This window comes from Paenibacillus sp. F024 (assembly GCF_057814255.1).
This window is the reverse complement of record NZ_JBVASZ010000031.1, coordinates 1-14,240: the sequence shown is the minus strand read 5'-3', so window position 1 is coordinate 14,240 and position 14,240 is coordinate 1. Positions and strand designations below refer to the sequence as shown.

The 14,240-nt window shown below is 52.9% G+C and carries 12 protein-coding genes; 11 read left to right on the top strand and 1 reads right to left on the bottom strand.

The features are described 5' to 3' along the window. Nucleotides 1–3 precede the first annotated feature (3 nt). Together ACZYR9_RS22360 and ACZYR9_RS22355 are read left to right on the top strand one after the other, a co-directional pair. A complete protein-coding gene (locus ACZYR9_RS22360; RefSeq protein WP_488980652.1) occupies nucleotides 4–384 on the top strand; it encodes a hypothetical protein in 381 nt (126 codons plus the stop codon). Nucleotides 385–1,079: 695 nt separating this feature from the next. Continuing rightward, the gene (locus ACZYR9_RS22355; RefSeq protein WP_488980651.1) at nucleotides 1,080–1,679 is read left to right on the top strand and encodes a helix-turn-helix domain-containing protein; all 600 of its coding nucleotides are present in this window, start codon (nucleotides 1,080–1,082) and stop codon (nucleotides 1,677–1,679) included. A 280-nt stretch (nucleotides 1,680–1,959) separates the two neighbouring features. On the opposite strand, the gene ACZYR9_RS22350 is transcribed toward ACZYR9_RS22355, so the two are convergent. Then, a complete protein-coding gene (locus ACZYR9_RS22350; RefSeq protein ID WP_488980650.1) occupies nucleotides 1,960–2,160 on the bottom strand; it encodes a helix-turn-helix domain-containing protein in 201 nt (66 codons plus the stop codon). A 172-nt stretch (nucleotides 2,161–2,332) separates the two neighbouring features. Here ACZYR9_RS22350 and ACZYR9_RS22345 point away from each other — a divergent pair, with 172 nt between their 5' ends. The 9 genes from ACZYR9_RS22345 (at nucleotide 2,333) to guaA (ending at nucleotide 14,035) form a co-directional block, all read left to right on the top strand. Further along, nucleotides 2,333–3,109 carry a recombinase family protein gene (locus tag ACZYR9_RS22345; RefSeq protein WP_488980649.1) on the top strand — a complete coding sequence of 259 codons (777 nt, stop codon included), beginning with the start codon at nucleotides 2,333–2,335 and terminating at the stop codon, nucleotides 3,107–3,109. 349 nt (nucleotides 3,110–3,458) lie between these two features. After that, nucleotides 3,459–4,609 (top strand): IS3 family transposase gene (locus tag ACZYR9_RS22340; protein ID WP_488980648.1). Its coding sequence is split into 2 segments (ribosomal slippage): nucleotides 3,459–3,714 and nucleotides 3,714–4,609, totalling 1,152 coding nucleotides; the frame shifts between segments, so codons are not numbered across the junction. Nucleotides 4,610–4,693: 84 nt separating this feature from the next. Beyond that, complete coding sequence (locus ACZYR9_RS22335; RefSeq protein ID WP_488980647.1) at nucleotides 4,694–4,876, top strand: hypothetical protein; 183 nt, start codon at nucleotides 4,694–4,696, stop codon at nucleotides 4,874–4,876. A 321-nt stretch (nucleotides 4,877–5,197) separates the two neighbouring features. Next, nucleotides 5,198–5,665, top strand: coding sequence for a thioredoxin-dependent thiol peroxidase (gene bcp / locus ACZYR9_RS22330; RefSeq protein WP_488980646.1), 468 nt, complete (start codon nucleotides 5,198–5,200; stop codon nucleotides 5,663–5,665). 429 nt (nucleotides 5,666–6,094) lie between these two features. Continuing rightward, nucleotides 6,095–7,468 carry a polysaccharide deacetylase family protein gene (locus tag ACZYR9_RS22325; RefSeq protein WP_488980645.1) on the top strand — a complete coding sequence of 458 codons (1,374 nt, stop codon included), beginning with the start codon at nucleotides 6,095–6,097 and terminating at the stop codon, nucleotides 7,466–7,468. Between the two features lie 152 nt (nucleotides 7,469–7,620). Beyond that, nucleotides 7,621–8,595 carry an AAA family ATPase gene (locus tag ACZYR9_RS22320; protein WP_488980644.1) on the top strand — a complete coding sequence of 325 codons (975 nt, stop codon included), beginning with the start codon at nucleotides 7,621–7,623 and terminating at the stop codon, nucleotides 8,593–8,595. A 380-nt stretch (nucleotides 8,596–8,975) separates the two neighbouring features. Continuing rightward, nucleotides 8,976–9,899, top strand: a complete 924-nt coding sequence (locus tag ACZYR9_RS22315; protein WP_488980643.1) for a DUF58 domain-containing protein — start codon at nucleotides 8,976–8,978, stop codon at nucleotides 9,897–9,899. After that, the gene (locus ACZYR9_RS22310; RefSeq protein ID WP_488980642.1) at nucleotides 9,880–12,297 is read left to right on the top strand and encodes a transglutaminase-like domain-containing protein; all 2,418 of its coding nucleotides are present in this window, start codon (nucleotides 9,880–9,882) and stop codon (nucleotides 12,295–12,297) included. The genes ACZYR9_RS22315 and ACZYR9_RS22310 overlap by 20 nt, the downstream gene beginning before the upstream one ends. 199 nt (nucleotides 12,298–12,496) lie before the next feature. Beyond that, nucleotides 12,497–14,035: a glutamine-hydrolyzing GMP synthase gene (gene guaA / locus ACZYR9_RS22305; protein WP_488980641.1), complete on the top strand. Its 1,539-nt coding sequence runs from the start codon at nucleotides 12,497–12,499 to the stop codon at nucleotides 14,033–14,035. The last annotated feature ends 205 nt before the right edge of the window (nucleotides 14,036–14,240 follow it).

Genomic DNA, 14,240 nt, shown 5'->3' with positions numbered 1-14,240 from the left:
CAAATGTATTTGTCCAAAGAGTTTGCATTAAAACTTAAAGAAATGGGATTCCAAAGGACGTACTATGAGGATGAGATTGCCCCATTCGACTACTATCAGCTAGATGATGAGGAATGGGTGCTTGGGGGTAGGATTTTACCAGAAGGAAATGTTTTAGCTAGTTCTAATGTTTATCAAAAGGGCATTTGGTTACCTAGTCTATATGACTTATTGTATTGGTTGAGTGATAACGATTATGCGCTTACTTTGGAAACAAAAGAACGGGCAAGAGGTTTTAAGGTTGTTGTGACGGATACGGATGGCAACAGTCTTATTGGTAAAGGTGGAACAGCCGAGTATGCTCTGTATGATGTTATTGTCAAAATTTTAACTAAGAAAAAATAATGCCCTAACGGATACCACAATGCGACTAACCTCGTGTTGTGGTTTTCTTTTTATGTTCGGCGCGGTGGCTAATCTGAAAGACCCCATCCAGTGCCGAATGAACTACTGTATCACAAGAGAATAAACTTTATCCTCGTAATTCCTGTACAATTGTTTTTCTTCATGCTTGTACGCACATCAATGCTTGAATTTTATATCCTAAATAACTCTATTCCGTTACATTGAACAGGTCGATTATGGTCAGATACCACCATAATTAACCTGTTTTTTGTTATCTTCTCTTTCCCCCGTTTATTTCATAATTAACCGCAACTGTATAATACCCTGTCCCGATAGGGACAGTGAAACGGTCAGAAGTCGCATCTTCTAGGATGGATAGCACGACAATTCATAGTAGGGGCGACTAAGTTAAAGAATTTTGATTCTGTCCGCAACTCAACTGACCATTAAAGCGATTGTTACAGCGAAGAAAGAACTCTGCTGACGAGCAGTTTACATAGAAGTAGGACACGGTACGGCTAGCCGCCCACTCGTTATATAAACCGAAATTGAAAGGGAGAATTAGCATGGCGAAAAATATTCAAGAAAGATTGATAAAGCTATCATCGGACGAGAATTGGCACTGCTTTCATAGCACATTCCAACAAAATAAGTATTACATTCCGTATCCTCATATGATTAGGAAGTGCTATGGCATGAGCATGAATGAACGAGGCGTACTACTAGACATCCTATCTCATTTAGGGGAGAACGAAGAAGCCTTTCCCTCTCAAGAGACTATTGCATGTAATTTGGGTATTAGTGAATCCACTGTAAAGTCGGCTATAACCTCACTTGAGGAAAAAAAGTTCATCAAAACAGTACGCAGAAGGGGGCAAGTAAATCGTTATAGAATTGACCAGTTAGAGGCTAACCCGTATCTAGTGCTCTCTGAGAACGTACATTTCTTCCTAAGACTTTATCAGCCAAGGTATATCAAGAAGACCCTGATTCAATCCGTTATTACGAATATCATTAACGGCGACTCATATAAATCATATGCAAATAGATTGTATGAGGCATATCATTCGAAGCAACCGTATCTCGATATCGCATATGAAACCGTAATGGAACTGCTAGACGAGATTAGGGAGAGGCTTTGGCTAGATAAAGGGATAAAGACATCCTTACCGATATATTCTGATTTCCAGTACTATGCCAATCTTTACTTCGAAAGCATTGGCTTTGAAGATGGAGACGAATGTGATTGGGACGAGCATCTGAAGGACGAAGGAGACCAAACTCAAGGGCAATAATTAAGGCTCTCAGAGGTGAAATAAAACTATGAGACAGGTAACTCTCACTGTCGGTACGGTTAAATGTCGACTTTGAGGGAGTTGCAAATCATCTCAGAATAATAAGAACTTAAAAAGAATCAAGTAAAGAGATAGAGAGAAAGAGAAATAGGCAGACACGTCGTTGGCGGTCTGCGATTTCGGGGGAGATTCTTGGTTCTAGAAGGGGATTGGTAAAGATGGCAGATAACTTTTTACATGAATAGAGAAATTCTGCTGTCGCCGTAGGCGGTATGCTTGCTTAATCAATCTCTATTAGTTCTTCAATCCTGACGTTCAGTTTCTTACAAACGAGTTCCAATGTCTCTAAGTAAACCCTGTCAACATTGTCAGAACAAAGATGGTTGATTGTGCTTGCTCGTAATCCTGTTAATCGTGCCAGTTCCCGTTGAGATATTCCTTTCTGCTCTAACAACTGGCGCAACTTTACTCGAATTGCCATGCTTATCCTCCTGACGAGTAACGCTTAACCGTACTGAATTTATGAGGCAATTATATCACCGTACATGTAGAAAGTCATTGTTTGTTTCGGTTAAGCGGTATATAATAACTTTAATGATTCGGTTAAGCGTTACGTTAATCTCAATTATCGTAACGGTGGGGGAGGAAACGGCATGAATGTTATCGGTTACGTCAGAGTATCGACAAGCGGACAAGCCAAGGACGGATACAGTTTAGCTTACCAACAAGACGAAATCCGCTCCTATTGTCAGGCTCAAGGATGGAACTTATTGCATATCTACACAGACGAAGGTATATCAGGGGCTAAGATCGATGAAGAAGCCCTAGAGGTGGATAGAATTGGCTTTCAGGCGATGCTAGCCGCTATAGCCGCCCAAGACATAGACGCGGTTGTCGTGCTCAATACAAGCCGTTTATGGCGTTCTGACATCGTCAAAGTATTGGTACATCGGGAGTTCAAGAAATACGGCATAGATGTCAAAAGCATCGAACAGCCTACCTATAGCATCTACAAGAAAAACCCAAGCGACTTCCTTATTAATGGATTGATGGAACTGCTTGACGCTTACCAACGGCTTGAAATCGCCATGAAGCTATGCCGAGGACGCAACAAGAAAGCACAGCAAGGCGGCTATGCCGGAGGTCGTGTGGCGTTCGGCTACAAAGCAGGCAAGGGACATAAAGCAATCGAAGTACATGACAAGCAAGCCCAAGCAGTAAAACGGCTCTTTGACATACGGGAACAGAACCCGACATGGACGCTATCTGAACTAGCGTCAGTATTGAATCAAGAAGGCTTTACCACACAGCAAGGCAAGTTGTTCACGAAGGTACAGGTCAAGCGGATATTAGACCGCAGAGACTTCTACCAAGGGCTTTACCGCTACGGCGGCATTGAAGCCGAGGGGCTTCACCAAGCAATCATCTAAACGGAACATATATGGAAATCTATGATTCGCTAACGTGTCTTTGCGGCTTTTGTCCGCTCGAACTGAGGATGCGACTTGGATTTTCCGAAGTGTTCCTGACCATCCGATTGGGTGGTTACTCATGGGTTGGAACTATGCTTACGTGTCTTTGTGGCGGTGTTCACTTGTGCTGAGGATGCAATTTCAACCCATCAGTAACCATTCAATACAACCAACAAGGAGTGAATCAACATGGTACAACAAGACAAATTGATTTACGTGGGCGTTGACCTTCTGATGCTAGACTGAATTCTGGACACGAAGAACCGAGAGTGCGAAAATAAATGCATTCATAATCGAGGTGTCCAATATGACAAAAAAGTACGACAAAGAATTCAAGATCCAAACCGTGCGATTTATCCAAGAAGAAGGGAAATCGGTGGCGCAGGTAGCCCGCGAAATGGGTTTACATGAGAATACGGTCTATCGATGGGTCGCCGAATTCAAGCAAGATGGCAAGCAAGCGTTCCCTGGCAGCGGCCAACTAAAGCCCGAAGACAAGGCAGCGCGTGAACTTCAAAAGCGCATTCGTGAGCTCGAAGAGGAGAATGACATCTTAAAAAAGGCCATGCACTACTTTGCAAAAGACCGACGCTGATCTACAAATTTATCTACGATCACCGCTTCAAGCTCCGTGTCGCAAAGATGTGCGCTGTTTTTGAAGTTTCTCGAAGCGGCTATTATGCATGGACCCAGCGTAAAGAAAGCAAACGCGCGAAACGCAGACAATGGCTTGAGCAACGGATACGCCGAGTGTTCGTGGATTCAAGGCGCCTATATGGGAGCATAAAAGTATGGGAAACCTTGAAGAAACAAGGCGTTCAGGTGTCGGAGAAAACCGTGGCACGCATCATGAAAGCACTCGGTCTGAAGTCCCGCACCGTAAAGAAGTACAAGGCTACCACCAACTCCAAACACAATCTGCCCGTGACAGAGAATGTGCTGAATCAGCAGTTCACCGCGAAAGCTCCCAATGCGGTGTGGATGACGGATATTACGTATATTTCGACTGACGAGGGCTGGCTATATTTAGCCAGCGTTATGGACTTGTACAGCCGTAAAATCGTTGGCTTCCATATGGATGAGCGGATGACAAAGGAGCTGGTCGTCAAGGCGTTGGATCAGGCTTATAGCCGGCAACGCCCCGGCGAAGGCCTCTTGCATCATTCCGATCGCGGCAGCCAGTACGCGTCGCACGACTACCAAGGTAGACTCACGAAGTACAAGATGAAAGGCAGTATGAGTCGTAAAGGCAATTGTTACGACAATGCCTGTATTGAATCCTTCCACAGTGTGCTGAAGAAGGAACTGGTTTATCTTGAGAAATTCAGGACGCGTAAAGAAGCTAAAGCTCGAATTTTCGAGTATATTACCTGTTTCTATAATGGGAAACGGATCCATTCCTCCCTTGGCTACTTTACGCCCAACCAGTTTGAACGAATGTACCGAAAAGCTGCGTAATTTTCTCGGTTCGATGTGTCCGATTTATTGATAGAGGTCCATGCTCAATGGTGAAGGGTTCTTGGAAAGGGGCGGACAACTTCAATGAGTTTTATATCGGTTATGGGATTTATAGGAATGGTCGTTGGTGTTCTACAAATATTAATTCCTGATTTTTTTCTAAAGATTAGATTGCAGGGAATAAAAACTAGAGAACAAGTGAAATATGGGGGATTGGGTACTGTTCTTGTTGGTTTGTTATTTATTATTTTTGATTTGCTAAAGTAACGTTTTCGAATATAAATTATTTGCCACAATGTGACTAGCTCTCGTGGTGTGGTTTTCTTTTTGTATACTTTGGGAGATAACGATGCTTGTCAGGGCAGTTTGTAAAATCCGCAGGTTCAGAATGAGTATGCTTATATGCAGAAAAATCATTGAAGTATACTGACCATGGAAGGCATATGGAGATAGAGCGACGAAATGGATGGCTAAGAGAATCAATTGAGGATGCAACGGTTCAAGCAACATCATTGTGATTGGGCATTGTTGAGTATGACCTGCCAAGACGTTATAATGCTTGTATAAATTGGCAAGGAGGGAGCATTCATGTCATCTATCGAAGTGGGGCAAATTGTGCCCGATTTTACACTTCAAGCCGGTGGTGGAGAAGAAGTATCGCTGGAGCAATTCCGCGGCCGTAAGGTCGTTATTTATTTTTATCCCAAGGATATGACGCCGACGTGCACGGAAGAGTCGTGTCATTTTCGCGATTATAACGGTCAGTTCAAGCAGCTTAACACGGAAGTGATCGGCATTAGCCCCGACGACTTGAAATCTCATGAGAAATTTGCGGCGAAGCACGAGCTGCCCTTTCTGCTGCTCTCCGATCCGGATCATGCGGTATGTGAGCTGTTCGGGGTATGGACCTTAAAGAAGATGTACGGTAAAGAGTACATGGGGGTTGAAAGGTCCACGTTCCTGATCGACGAAGAAGGCAGACTGGTAAAAGAATGGCGCAAGGTCAGAGTGAAGGGGCATGTGGAGCAGGTGCTGGAGGCTGTGAAGGCGTTGTAAGCCTTGGTTCATGGCTCCAAAGCATGGCAGCTCTCTGCCGGCTCGGCTATTGTTCCCGAGTTCCTGACGCAATGGGAGAACCCTGCAGAAGGCTGGTCTTGTCAACTGTAAGTTCTCCCGGTTTTACGTTTTTTGCCTCGTTTTTTTCGCATGATGGTGGCCATATATGATCACCTCCCTCGTATAAAAATTCTTTTCGGAATGCTTCCGACACTATCCCATGGATTGCTTTACAAGTTTGATGATTAATGGATGAAATAGTATATCGAGCGTATTATTATGCCAGTTAAATTTTTCTCGGGCGATGAATGATTACAAGTTATATATTAGTGAGCTTCAGAACTGCAATCGTGAACAGGACATAATCAGGCTGCTTCTCCCATAAAGTCTATTGACGTGGTTTTAATAGACTTTACGGAGGGATTGCTCATGATGCGCGCCATATGTATTTTTAGCCGCAGCCGAATTGTACCGTTTTACTTACTGATGCTTTGTTTGATGCTTTTGTGCACGGTCTCTCCGATTATGGGATGGACTGCCTCCGGCGATAAGGGGGAAGAAGGTGCTGTATTTGCGCAGCTGCAAGCAGGTCAACGGATGGATGCCGAAAGAACGTATACAGCGCCGGAGAACCCGACGGTCTATTTGACCTTTGACGATGGACCCAGCGGGCTGACTCCGAAGGTGTTGGATATTTTGCGGGATGAAGGGGTTCGGGCGACTTTCTTTGTGCTGGGGGAACAGGCGCAAGCGCGGCCGGAGATTGTGCAGCGTATTGTACAGGAAGGGCATGCCCTGGGCAACCATACGTATAATCATAGATATCATGAGCTTTACTCCGATTTCAGTGTGTTCTGGGAGCAGGTGCAGCAAACGGAGAAGGCGCTGGCGGACATTACGGGAGAGCGAACGCGGTTAGTGCGTGCGCCCGGCGGGACGTTCGGCCATTTTGATGCATTCTACCATTACTATTTAAGCTTGGCGGGGTACGGGGTGTATGACTGGAACATCGATAGCGGGGATTCGAGGAGGCCCGGCATGACGGCGGAGAGCATTTATCGTACGGTGGAAAAAGGACCCTTCCGTCACGAATTGATCGTTCTGATGCACGACAGCACGAAGCATGAAGAAAGTGTAAAAGCGCTTCCGCGGATCATCCGTCTGTTTAAAGAAAAGGGATATGTCTTTGCCCCGCTTTCCTCCGGCGTGAAACCGATCCAGTTTTCACTTGGCGAGCAGAAGGGGCCCCGTATCGTTAGCAAGCAGAAGTTTGAACAAATGGCTGCGGCCGCAAGGGAGCGTGGGAAGCTGTGGTCTGAGCCGGACATGGGTCAGGCCCTCAAAACAGTAAATGCCGATGCAGGAGCGGTGCCCGGTCCTGAACGGCTTCGGCTGCGGGCGGAAGGAACCACTGTCAGTCTGGGAAGGACGGAAATGATTTATCGGGGCGGAAATTATTCGGTGCCGATCCGGCAGCTCTCCTCCTTGATGGGAGGTGAGGTGGAGTGGAACGAAGAAACTCGCACCGTTGCGGTTACCAGGGGGCTTTATAAGGCGGAATACGATTTTGCACAAATGGAGCTTCGCGTGCGGAAGCCGGATGGAGAACGGCAGACCGTTTCGCTGCCAGAAATGGAAGTGAATGATGGCGTGCTGTACGTTCCGCTGCGCAAAACGGTGGAACTGTTCGGCGGCCGGGTAACGGCTTATCTTGCCGAGGCGGAGCCGGGAACTGCGGAAGTGAGTATTTCTCTTTCGAGTCCATACGGAAGCTGGCTGGGATCCTATCAAAAGCTGAAGTAGAAGGCTTGCTCGTCTAAAAGCTCTGAAACCCGGACATACTAGAAACATAGAGTGCAAGACGGGGAGTCCGCGTTGACGGTGGAAAGGTTAGAGCGATTTGCCGAAGCCGGGGCGCTGCCCGACTTGCCGAAATTTTCGGGAGGTATGAGGAGATGACGACGCCCTCCGTTCAACCGGATTCGCCGGATCTGGTATTGGAACGTATTGTGTATCAAGTGGAAAAGGTGATCATAGGCAAGCGCGGCGTGATCGAGAAGCTGCTCGTAGCGCTGCTCTGCGGCGGCCATGTTCTGTTGGAGGACGTACCCGGCGTCGGCAAAACGATGCTCGTCCGCGCGCTGGCCCGAACGATGGACAGCCGGTTTAAGCGCATTCAATGTACGCCTGATTTACTGCCGTCCGATTTGACGGGAGTCTCGGTCTATAACCAAAGGACCGCTGATTTTGAATTTCGCCCCGGACCGCTGCTGGCCAATATCATTCTGGCCGACGAGCTCAATCGGACGTCGCCCCGGACACAGGCGGCCATGCTGGAGGCGATGGAGGAGAAGCGGGTAACGGTCGACGGGACAACGTATCCGCTGCCGGAGCCGTTTTTTATTCTGGCGACGCAAAATCCCGTCGATTTCGAAGGAACCTTCCCGCTGCCGGAGGCACAGCTGGACCGCTTTTTATTAAAGCTTCATCTCGGCTATCCAGACGCCCGGGATGAAGTGGAGATGCTCAGCCGGATGGAGGAAGCGTTTCCGTTGTCGCGCATCCGGACGGTTGTTCTTCAGGAGGAATTTACGGCCCTTCAAAAAGAAGCCCGTACGGTCCATGTCGATGAGACGATCAAGCAATATATTGTCGGGCTGACCACGGCTACGAGGCAGCATCCGGACGTGACGCTGGGGGCCAGTCCGCGGGCGTCGATTGCGCTGATGCGGGCCTCTCAGGCTCAGGCTTTCCTGAAGGGCAGAAGATATGTCATTCCCGACGATGTCAAAGAGCTGAGCGTGCCCGTCCTTGCGCATCGGCTGCTGCTGTCGTCCTCCGCCCTGCTTGGGGGACGTACCGCTGAAGCGGTCATGGATGCGGTTGTTTCCGCAGCGCCGGTACCGGTCCGCAGGCATGCGGCCGGTTGAGAGGGGCGGCTGATGCGGTGATGCGTAGTGTTATCGTCCTCTTGGGTATAATCGGCCTTCCGGTTGCTTCGGGATGGTGGGCGGTATCCTGGGGAGGCCGAACGGCCTGGTTTTTGTTCTATGTTTCGTTGTTTTTGTGTACGTATGTTTTGCTTGTATATATGTCCGTAAAGCGGGGAATCCAAGTTGTGCAGGAGCGGTTTGGACCGGAAGCGAAACGAGATTCAGAGTATCATGAGGGCAAAGATTTTAGGGACCCGCTCTGTATCTTTACAGGGGAGTCTCCTGCGTTTTCCTACCGGTTGACGGCTCCAGGCATCACCCCGGGGGTCTGGCTTCGGCTGGAAGAGATCTGGGTCCATGAGGGCACGGGCGAGCGGATGACGCTGCGCGGTGTAGGCGCGGCAGGCTTCGGCCGAACGGTGGTGGTACGCTGCGCCCTCAAAGCTCCGGCGCGCGGGGTATATGTGCGTGAGGCGCAGGTGATTCGCGCCAGCGATGCCTTCGGCCTCCTGCGTGTGCAGCGCAGGAGCGGCGGCGGGGGGCAGCTGTGGGTGCTGCCCCGGGCGGGGATTGCGGCTGCGGAGCCGGGTGCGCTGCCGGAAGGCGCGCGTGCGGCGGCATGGCAGCCGCAGGCATGGACGGCCGCGGCGCAGGTGAGCGGCACGCGGCCTTATGCGCCGGGGGATCCGCTGGGGCGGATCCACTGGCGCAGCACCGCGCGCACGGGCAAGCTGCGCGCGAAGGAAATGGAGCTGCCCGCCGGGGTGCGGCAGCTCGTGGTGTTGGACGCGGCCGGAGCCGTGGAGAGCATGGGAGCCGCCCTGTGGGCGGATCCTGCGCTGGAGGCGGCGGTGGAGGCCGCGGCGGGCATTGCCCGGCGAGGGCTCGAGCTGGGCGGGCGCGTGCGCCTTGCCGTCAGCGACGGGCAGGGGAGTGTAGCGGAGGCGCAGGGGCGCGAGCGCCTCGGCGAGCTGCTGCAGCTGCTGGCGGCGGTGCCGCGGGGCGGCGCCCGCCCCGAAGCCTTCGCCGAGCTCGCGCTGCGCGAGGCCCGGCAGGCCGGCGGCGGGGCGGTCACGCTCGTCACGGCCCGCGCCGACCTGCAGCTGGCCGCGGCTTTGCGCCGGCTGCCGCGGGGCGCCGCGCGCGTGATTTTTGTGCACGGGCCGGGGGCGCTGACCGCTCCCGTGCTCGCGTGGAAGCGGCAGGTCGAGTCGCTCGGCTGCCGCGTGACGCTGGCGCCGGCAGGCGGTCCGGCCGCGCCGCTGAAGGGAGGTGCCGGCCATGCCATATCCGGCACCTGAACAAGCCGCGGCCCGTCATGCCGCGGCTTTGCGAACGGCCGCTCCCGGGTCATGGGCGGCCGATGCGGCGCTCAGCGGGCTGCTGCTCCTGCTGCTGCTGGAATGGCTCTACCCGCTGCGCCGGCTTGGAGAGATCACCGAGGTGACGTCCATCGTTCCTTTTGCGGTTACCTTTGTGTTCCTGGTGGCGGCGGATACGCTTCGTTTGCCCGGCTGGGCGCTATGGCCGGTCAAGATGCTGTGGATCGTCGGTATGACGGCTTGGCTGCACAATGGACAAGGGGTTCCTTCCCTGGACTGGTGGGCGGAGTTCGGGCGTGAGGTGGGGAAGGACGCGGCGGAGGGCCTGGAAGGCAATCTGGCGGCATGGGAGCCGGCTACGCGGACCCTGCTGTTTATGACGGGATGGGCGTTATTCATCTCCGTGCTTCAATCGTTTGTGCTGGAGCGGCGGCAGGTGCTGTGGTTCTGGGGAATGACGCTCTTCTTTTTGGTATTTGTCCAATTGATCTTTTCCATCGATATGTTCCCGGCCGTTCTGCGCTGCACGGGCATCAGCCTGCTGCTCCAAGGACTGCTACAGCAGGGAAGATGGCATGACTGGCGTTTGGAGGATTCCGACGCTTCGGCTCAGGCCCTTGTGTCCGGGGAGCGGGACGCCGCGATGAAGAGCCCTGCCGCACCGTTGGCCGGTTTGCTGGTAGCCGCGGCCTGTATGGCTGCGGGCTGGCTTGGAACGCTGCTGCATCCGCAGGAGATGCGTGAGCTCGATTGGTCCCGCTACATTCGGGCGTTCGAGGAGCGGTTCCACAGCGAGGCCTGGAAGCAAAGGCATGCCGCGGATATAGCCAACAGCGGACGTACAGGCTATGGCTCGGACGATACCCGGCTCGGACAGCCGCTGCAGCCCGATCATAGTCCTGTCTTTGTCGCCGTGACTCCGCGGCTTACCTATTGGCGGGGGGAGGCAAAGAGCTACTATACCGGGCAAGGGTGGCTTCAGCCGGACAGCCGCATGGTGCAGTATTTGGCCGATTCCCCGGGATGGGATCCGGATGCGGCTATAGAACGTGCGTATTTTGTTCCCGTGAAGCAAACGATCCGCATCCAAGATGCGGTGCAGAACGGTCAGCTATTTGCCGGGGGCGAGCTCATCCGGGTGAACTCACTGCAATCCGCCGGAGGACAGGCTATTCCCGTGAATGTGATCTGGAGACAGCTGTGGTCGGAACGGATCACGCTTCCGGCTATGGAAGATCCTTTGGCCGAGTATGAGATTGAGTCGCTGGCCCCTGCGGACCGGACGGTTCTCAAGACTCTTTTGGAGGAAAGCGATGCTTCCTATTCTCCCGAGATAAAAGAACGGTTTTTGCAGCTGCCTGATTCGCTTCCGGTGCGCGTAAAGCAGCTGGCTGCGAGCATCGCGGGCGGGGAGACCTCGACCTTGGCCAAAGCGGAGGCTGTGGAGCGCTACCTTCGCGAGCATTACACTTACAGTCTTCGGGAGACCAGAACGGTGCAGGGAAAGGAAGATGCGGCGGACCTGTTCTTGTTCGAGCAAAAAACCGGATACTGCGACCACTTTTCCACCTCCATGGTGGTGCTCCTCCGCTCTGTCGGCGTACCTGCCCGATGGGTTAAGGGATTTACGCCCGGCGAGGTTCTGGCCGTAGACGGGGAGCCCGGCAGCGAGCGGTATACCGTACAGGTAAGGCAAAGCCACGCGCATTCCTGGGCGGAAGTGTATTTTCCTTCCGTCGGATGGGTTCCCTTCGAGCCGACGCCCGCCTCCGGCGGATCCGGCAGCGGGGAGGCGTCAGCTTCGCCCGCGTCGGCCGACCCTGACACAGGCGGCACCAATGCTTGGGAGCGGATGCGGCTTCAGCTCCGAAGCGAAATGGACTCCCTATTATCCATGGCACGTTGGGCTTACGACAGCTTGTCCACAGCCTATAACGCGGCTAGGGCATTCATCCCCAAGCTGCTGTCCACACCAGGGATAAGCTCTTTGGCGCAGTTATCCCTGGGGATCGCAGCTGCGGGAATGGCGGCTTTTATGCTCATTATGCACTTGTGGACAAGGAAAGCTCGCGCGGCCTCCTCTTCGGTGGGCGCAGTCGCTATCGCGGTGTACAGCTTGCGCCGTGCGGCGCTGCAGCGCTTCGGCGATCGGCTGTGGCGCCGCCTGCAGCGCTCGTACGGGCATGCGGAACCGTCAATGACGCTTCGTGAGTACGCCGCCTCCCGCCGCTGCCGGACCGAGATGCAGCGCATGGCCCTGCTCCAGCTGGCAAGGCAGCTGGAGATGCTGTACTACGCCGATCCGGTCTGTCCGGATACGTTGGTGACGCGGCGCACGCTGGCCGAAGCCTGGCGGAGCCTAAAGCAAAGCCTGTAGCCGCGAAGCTGCTGTTCCGCAGCTTCGCCGGATGCAGGCTTTTGCGGCTGCTTTTTTACAGCTGTGGACAAAACAGGTCAGCTTTGTACACGTTTCGACACGACTTTTGATGTACAGGCATTGCCCTTTATCCGACGGAAGCTTATAATTAGGTTCATTGAAAAAAAGGAACGATACAAGCAGGAGGAACCTATTAACCATGGAAAAACCTAATGAAATCATTGTGGTGCTCGACTTCGGAGGACAGTACAACCAGCTGATCGCCCGCCGGATCCGCGACTTGGGCGTGTACAGCGAGCTGCTGCCATATAACACCCCCGTCGAGAAAATCAGAGAGCTGAAACCCAAGGGTATCGTCTTCTCAGGCGGTCCTGCCAGCGTATACGGGGAAGAGTCCCCGCTGGTGGATCCTGCCGTTTACGAGCTCGGCGTACCGATCTTCGGCATTTGCTACGGCATGCAGATGATGGCTCATCAGCTGCAGGGCAAAGTGGAGCGCGCTTCGAAACGGGAATACGGCAAGGCGGAGGTTGATTTTGCCGATGCCTGCGGTCTGGTGCACGGTCTTGAAAAGAAGCAGACAGTCTGGATGAGCCACAGCGATCTGGTTGTTCAGCCGCCGGAAGGGTTCGTGGTCGATGCGAGCACCGAACATGCGCCGATTGCGGCGATGAGCCATCCGGACAAAAAAATGTTCGCCGTCCAGTTCCACCCGGAAGTGCGTCACTCCGTTTACGGCAATGACATGATCCGCAATTTCCTGTTTCATGTGTGCGAATGTGAAGGGACCTGGAGCATGGAAACCTTTATTGAAGACACGGTTCGCGAAATCCGCGAGCAGGTAGGCGACCAGAAGGTGCTTTGCGCGCTGAGCGGCGGCGTGGACTCGTCCGTCGTGGCGATTCTGATCCACAAGGCGATCGGCGACCAGCTTACTTGTATGTTTATTGACCACGGTCTTCTGCGTAAAGGCGAAGCGGAGAGCGTCATGGAAACGTTCGTCGGCAAGTTCGATATGAAAGTCGTCAAAATCGACGCGAGCGAGCGGTTCCTCGGCAAATTGAACGGTGTGGACGATCCGGAGCAAAAACGGAAAATCATCGGCAACGAATTTATCCGCGTATTTGAAGAAGAGTCGGCGCAGTTCGACGACTTTGCGTTCCTCGCACAAGGCACGCTTTACACGGATATTGTGGAAAGCGGTACGGCCACGGCGCAAACGATCAAATCGCATCACAACGTCGGCGGCCTGCCGGAAGATATGAAGTTCAAGCTGGTTGAGCCGTTAAAGGCGCTGTTCAAGGACGAAGTGCGCAAGGTAGGGGAAGAGTGCGGCTTGCCGGCGGAAATCGTATGGCGTCAGCCGTTCCCGGGTCCGGGACTTGCGATTCGCGTGCTTGGCGAAGTGACGGAGGAGAAGCTGGAGATTGTGCGTGAATCCGATGCGATTCTCCGCGATGAAATCGCCAAAGCGGGGCTTGACCGTGAAATCTGGCAGTACTTCACTGCACTGCCGAATATGAAGAGTGTCGGTGTCATGGGCGATGCCCGTACGTACTCCTACACCGTCGGCATCCGCGCCGTAACATCCATCGACGGCATGACGGCGGACTGGGCCCGCATTCCTTGGGATGTGCTCGAAAAAATCTCCGTGCGTATCGTCAACGAAGTGGATAACGTCAACCGTGTGGTCTATGATATTACCTCCAAACCGCCGGCAACGATCGAGTGGGAATAGTCAGGTTAAGCGCAATGGCAGTTTGAACGGCTAGAGCTTCAAAAAAAGCATCTGCGAAATCACGCAGATGCTTTTTTCTTTGTAGTACGCCCAGCATGGGCGTCATCTTTAGGGTGAAAGTCCTGAACGGGGGCTGGCGAGCGCCTACCGTAGCCAAGGGCAAGGGTGTCCGTCGCGAGGCGGAATCTGAAGGAAGCCGGAGGCA

Coding starts and splice junctions, on each gene's coding strand:
- ACZYR9_RS22360 (WP_488980652.1), top strand. CDS start 4: ATGTATTTGTCCAAAGAGTTTGCATTAAAACTTAAAGAAATGGGATTC.
- ACZYR9_RS22355 (WP_488980651.1), top strand. CDS start 1,080: ATGAGCATGAATGAACGAGGCGTACTACTAGACATCCTATCTCATTTA.
- ACZYR9_RS22350 (WP_488980650.1), bottom strand. CDS start 2,160: ATGGCAATTCGAGTAAAGTTGCGCCAGTTGTTAGAGCAGAAAGGAATA.
- ACZYR9_RS22345 (WP_488980649.1), top strand. CDS start 2,333: ATGAATGTTATCGGTTACGTCAGAGTATCGACAAGCGGACAAGCCAAG.
- ACZYR9_RS22335 (WP_488980647.1), top strand. CDS start 4,694: ATGAGTTTTATATCGGTTATGGGATTTATAGGAATGGTCGTTGGTGTT.
- bcp (WP_488980646.1), top strand. CDS start 5,198: ATGTCATCTATCGAAGTGGGGCAAATTGTGCCCGATTTTACACTTCAA.
- ACZYR9_RS22325 (WP_488980645.1), top strand. CDS start 6,095: ATGATGCGCGCCATATGTATTTTTAGCCGCAGCCGAATTGTACCGTTT.
- ACZYR9_RS22320 (WP_488980644.1), top strand. CDS start 7,621: ATGACGACGCCCTCCGTTCAACCGGATTCGCCGGATCTGGTATTGGAA.
- ACZYR9_RS22315 (WP_488980643.1), top strand. CDS start 8,976: ATGACGCTGCGCGGTGTAGGCGCGGCAGGCTTCGGCCGAACGGTGGTG.
- ACZYR9_RS22310 (WP_488980642.1), top strand. CDS start 9,880: ATGCCATATCCGGCACCTGAACAAGCCGCGGCCCGTCATGCCGCGGCT.
- guaA (WP_488980641.1), top strand. CDS start 12,497: ATGGAAAAACCTAATGAAATCATTGTGGTGCTCGACTTCGGAGGACAG.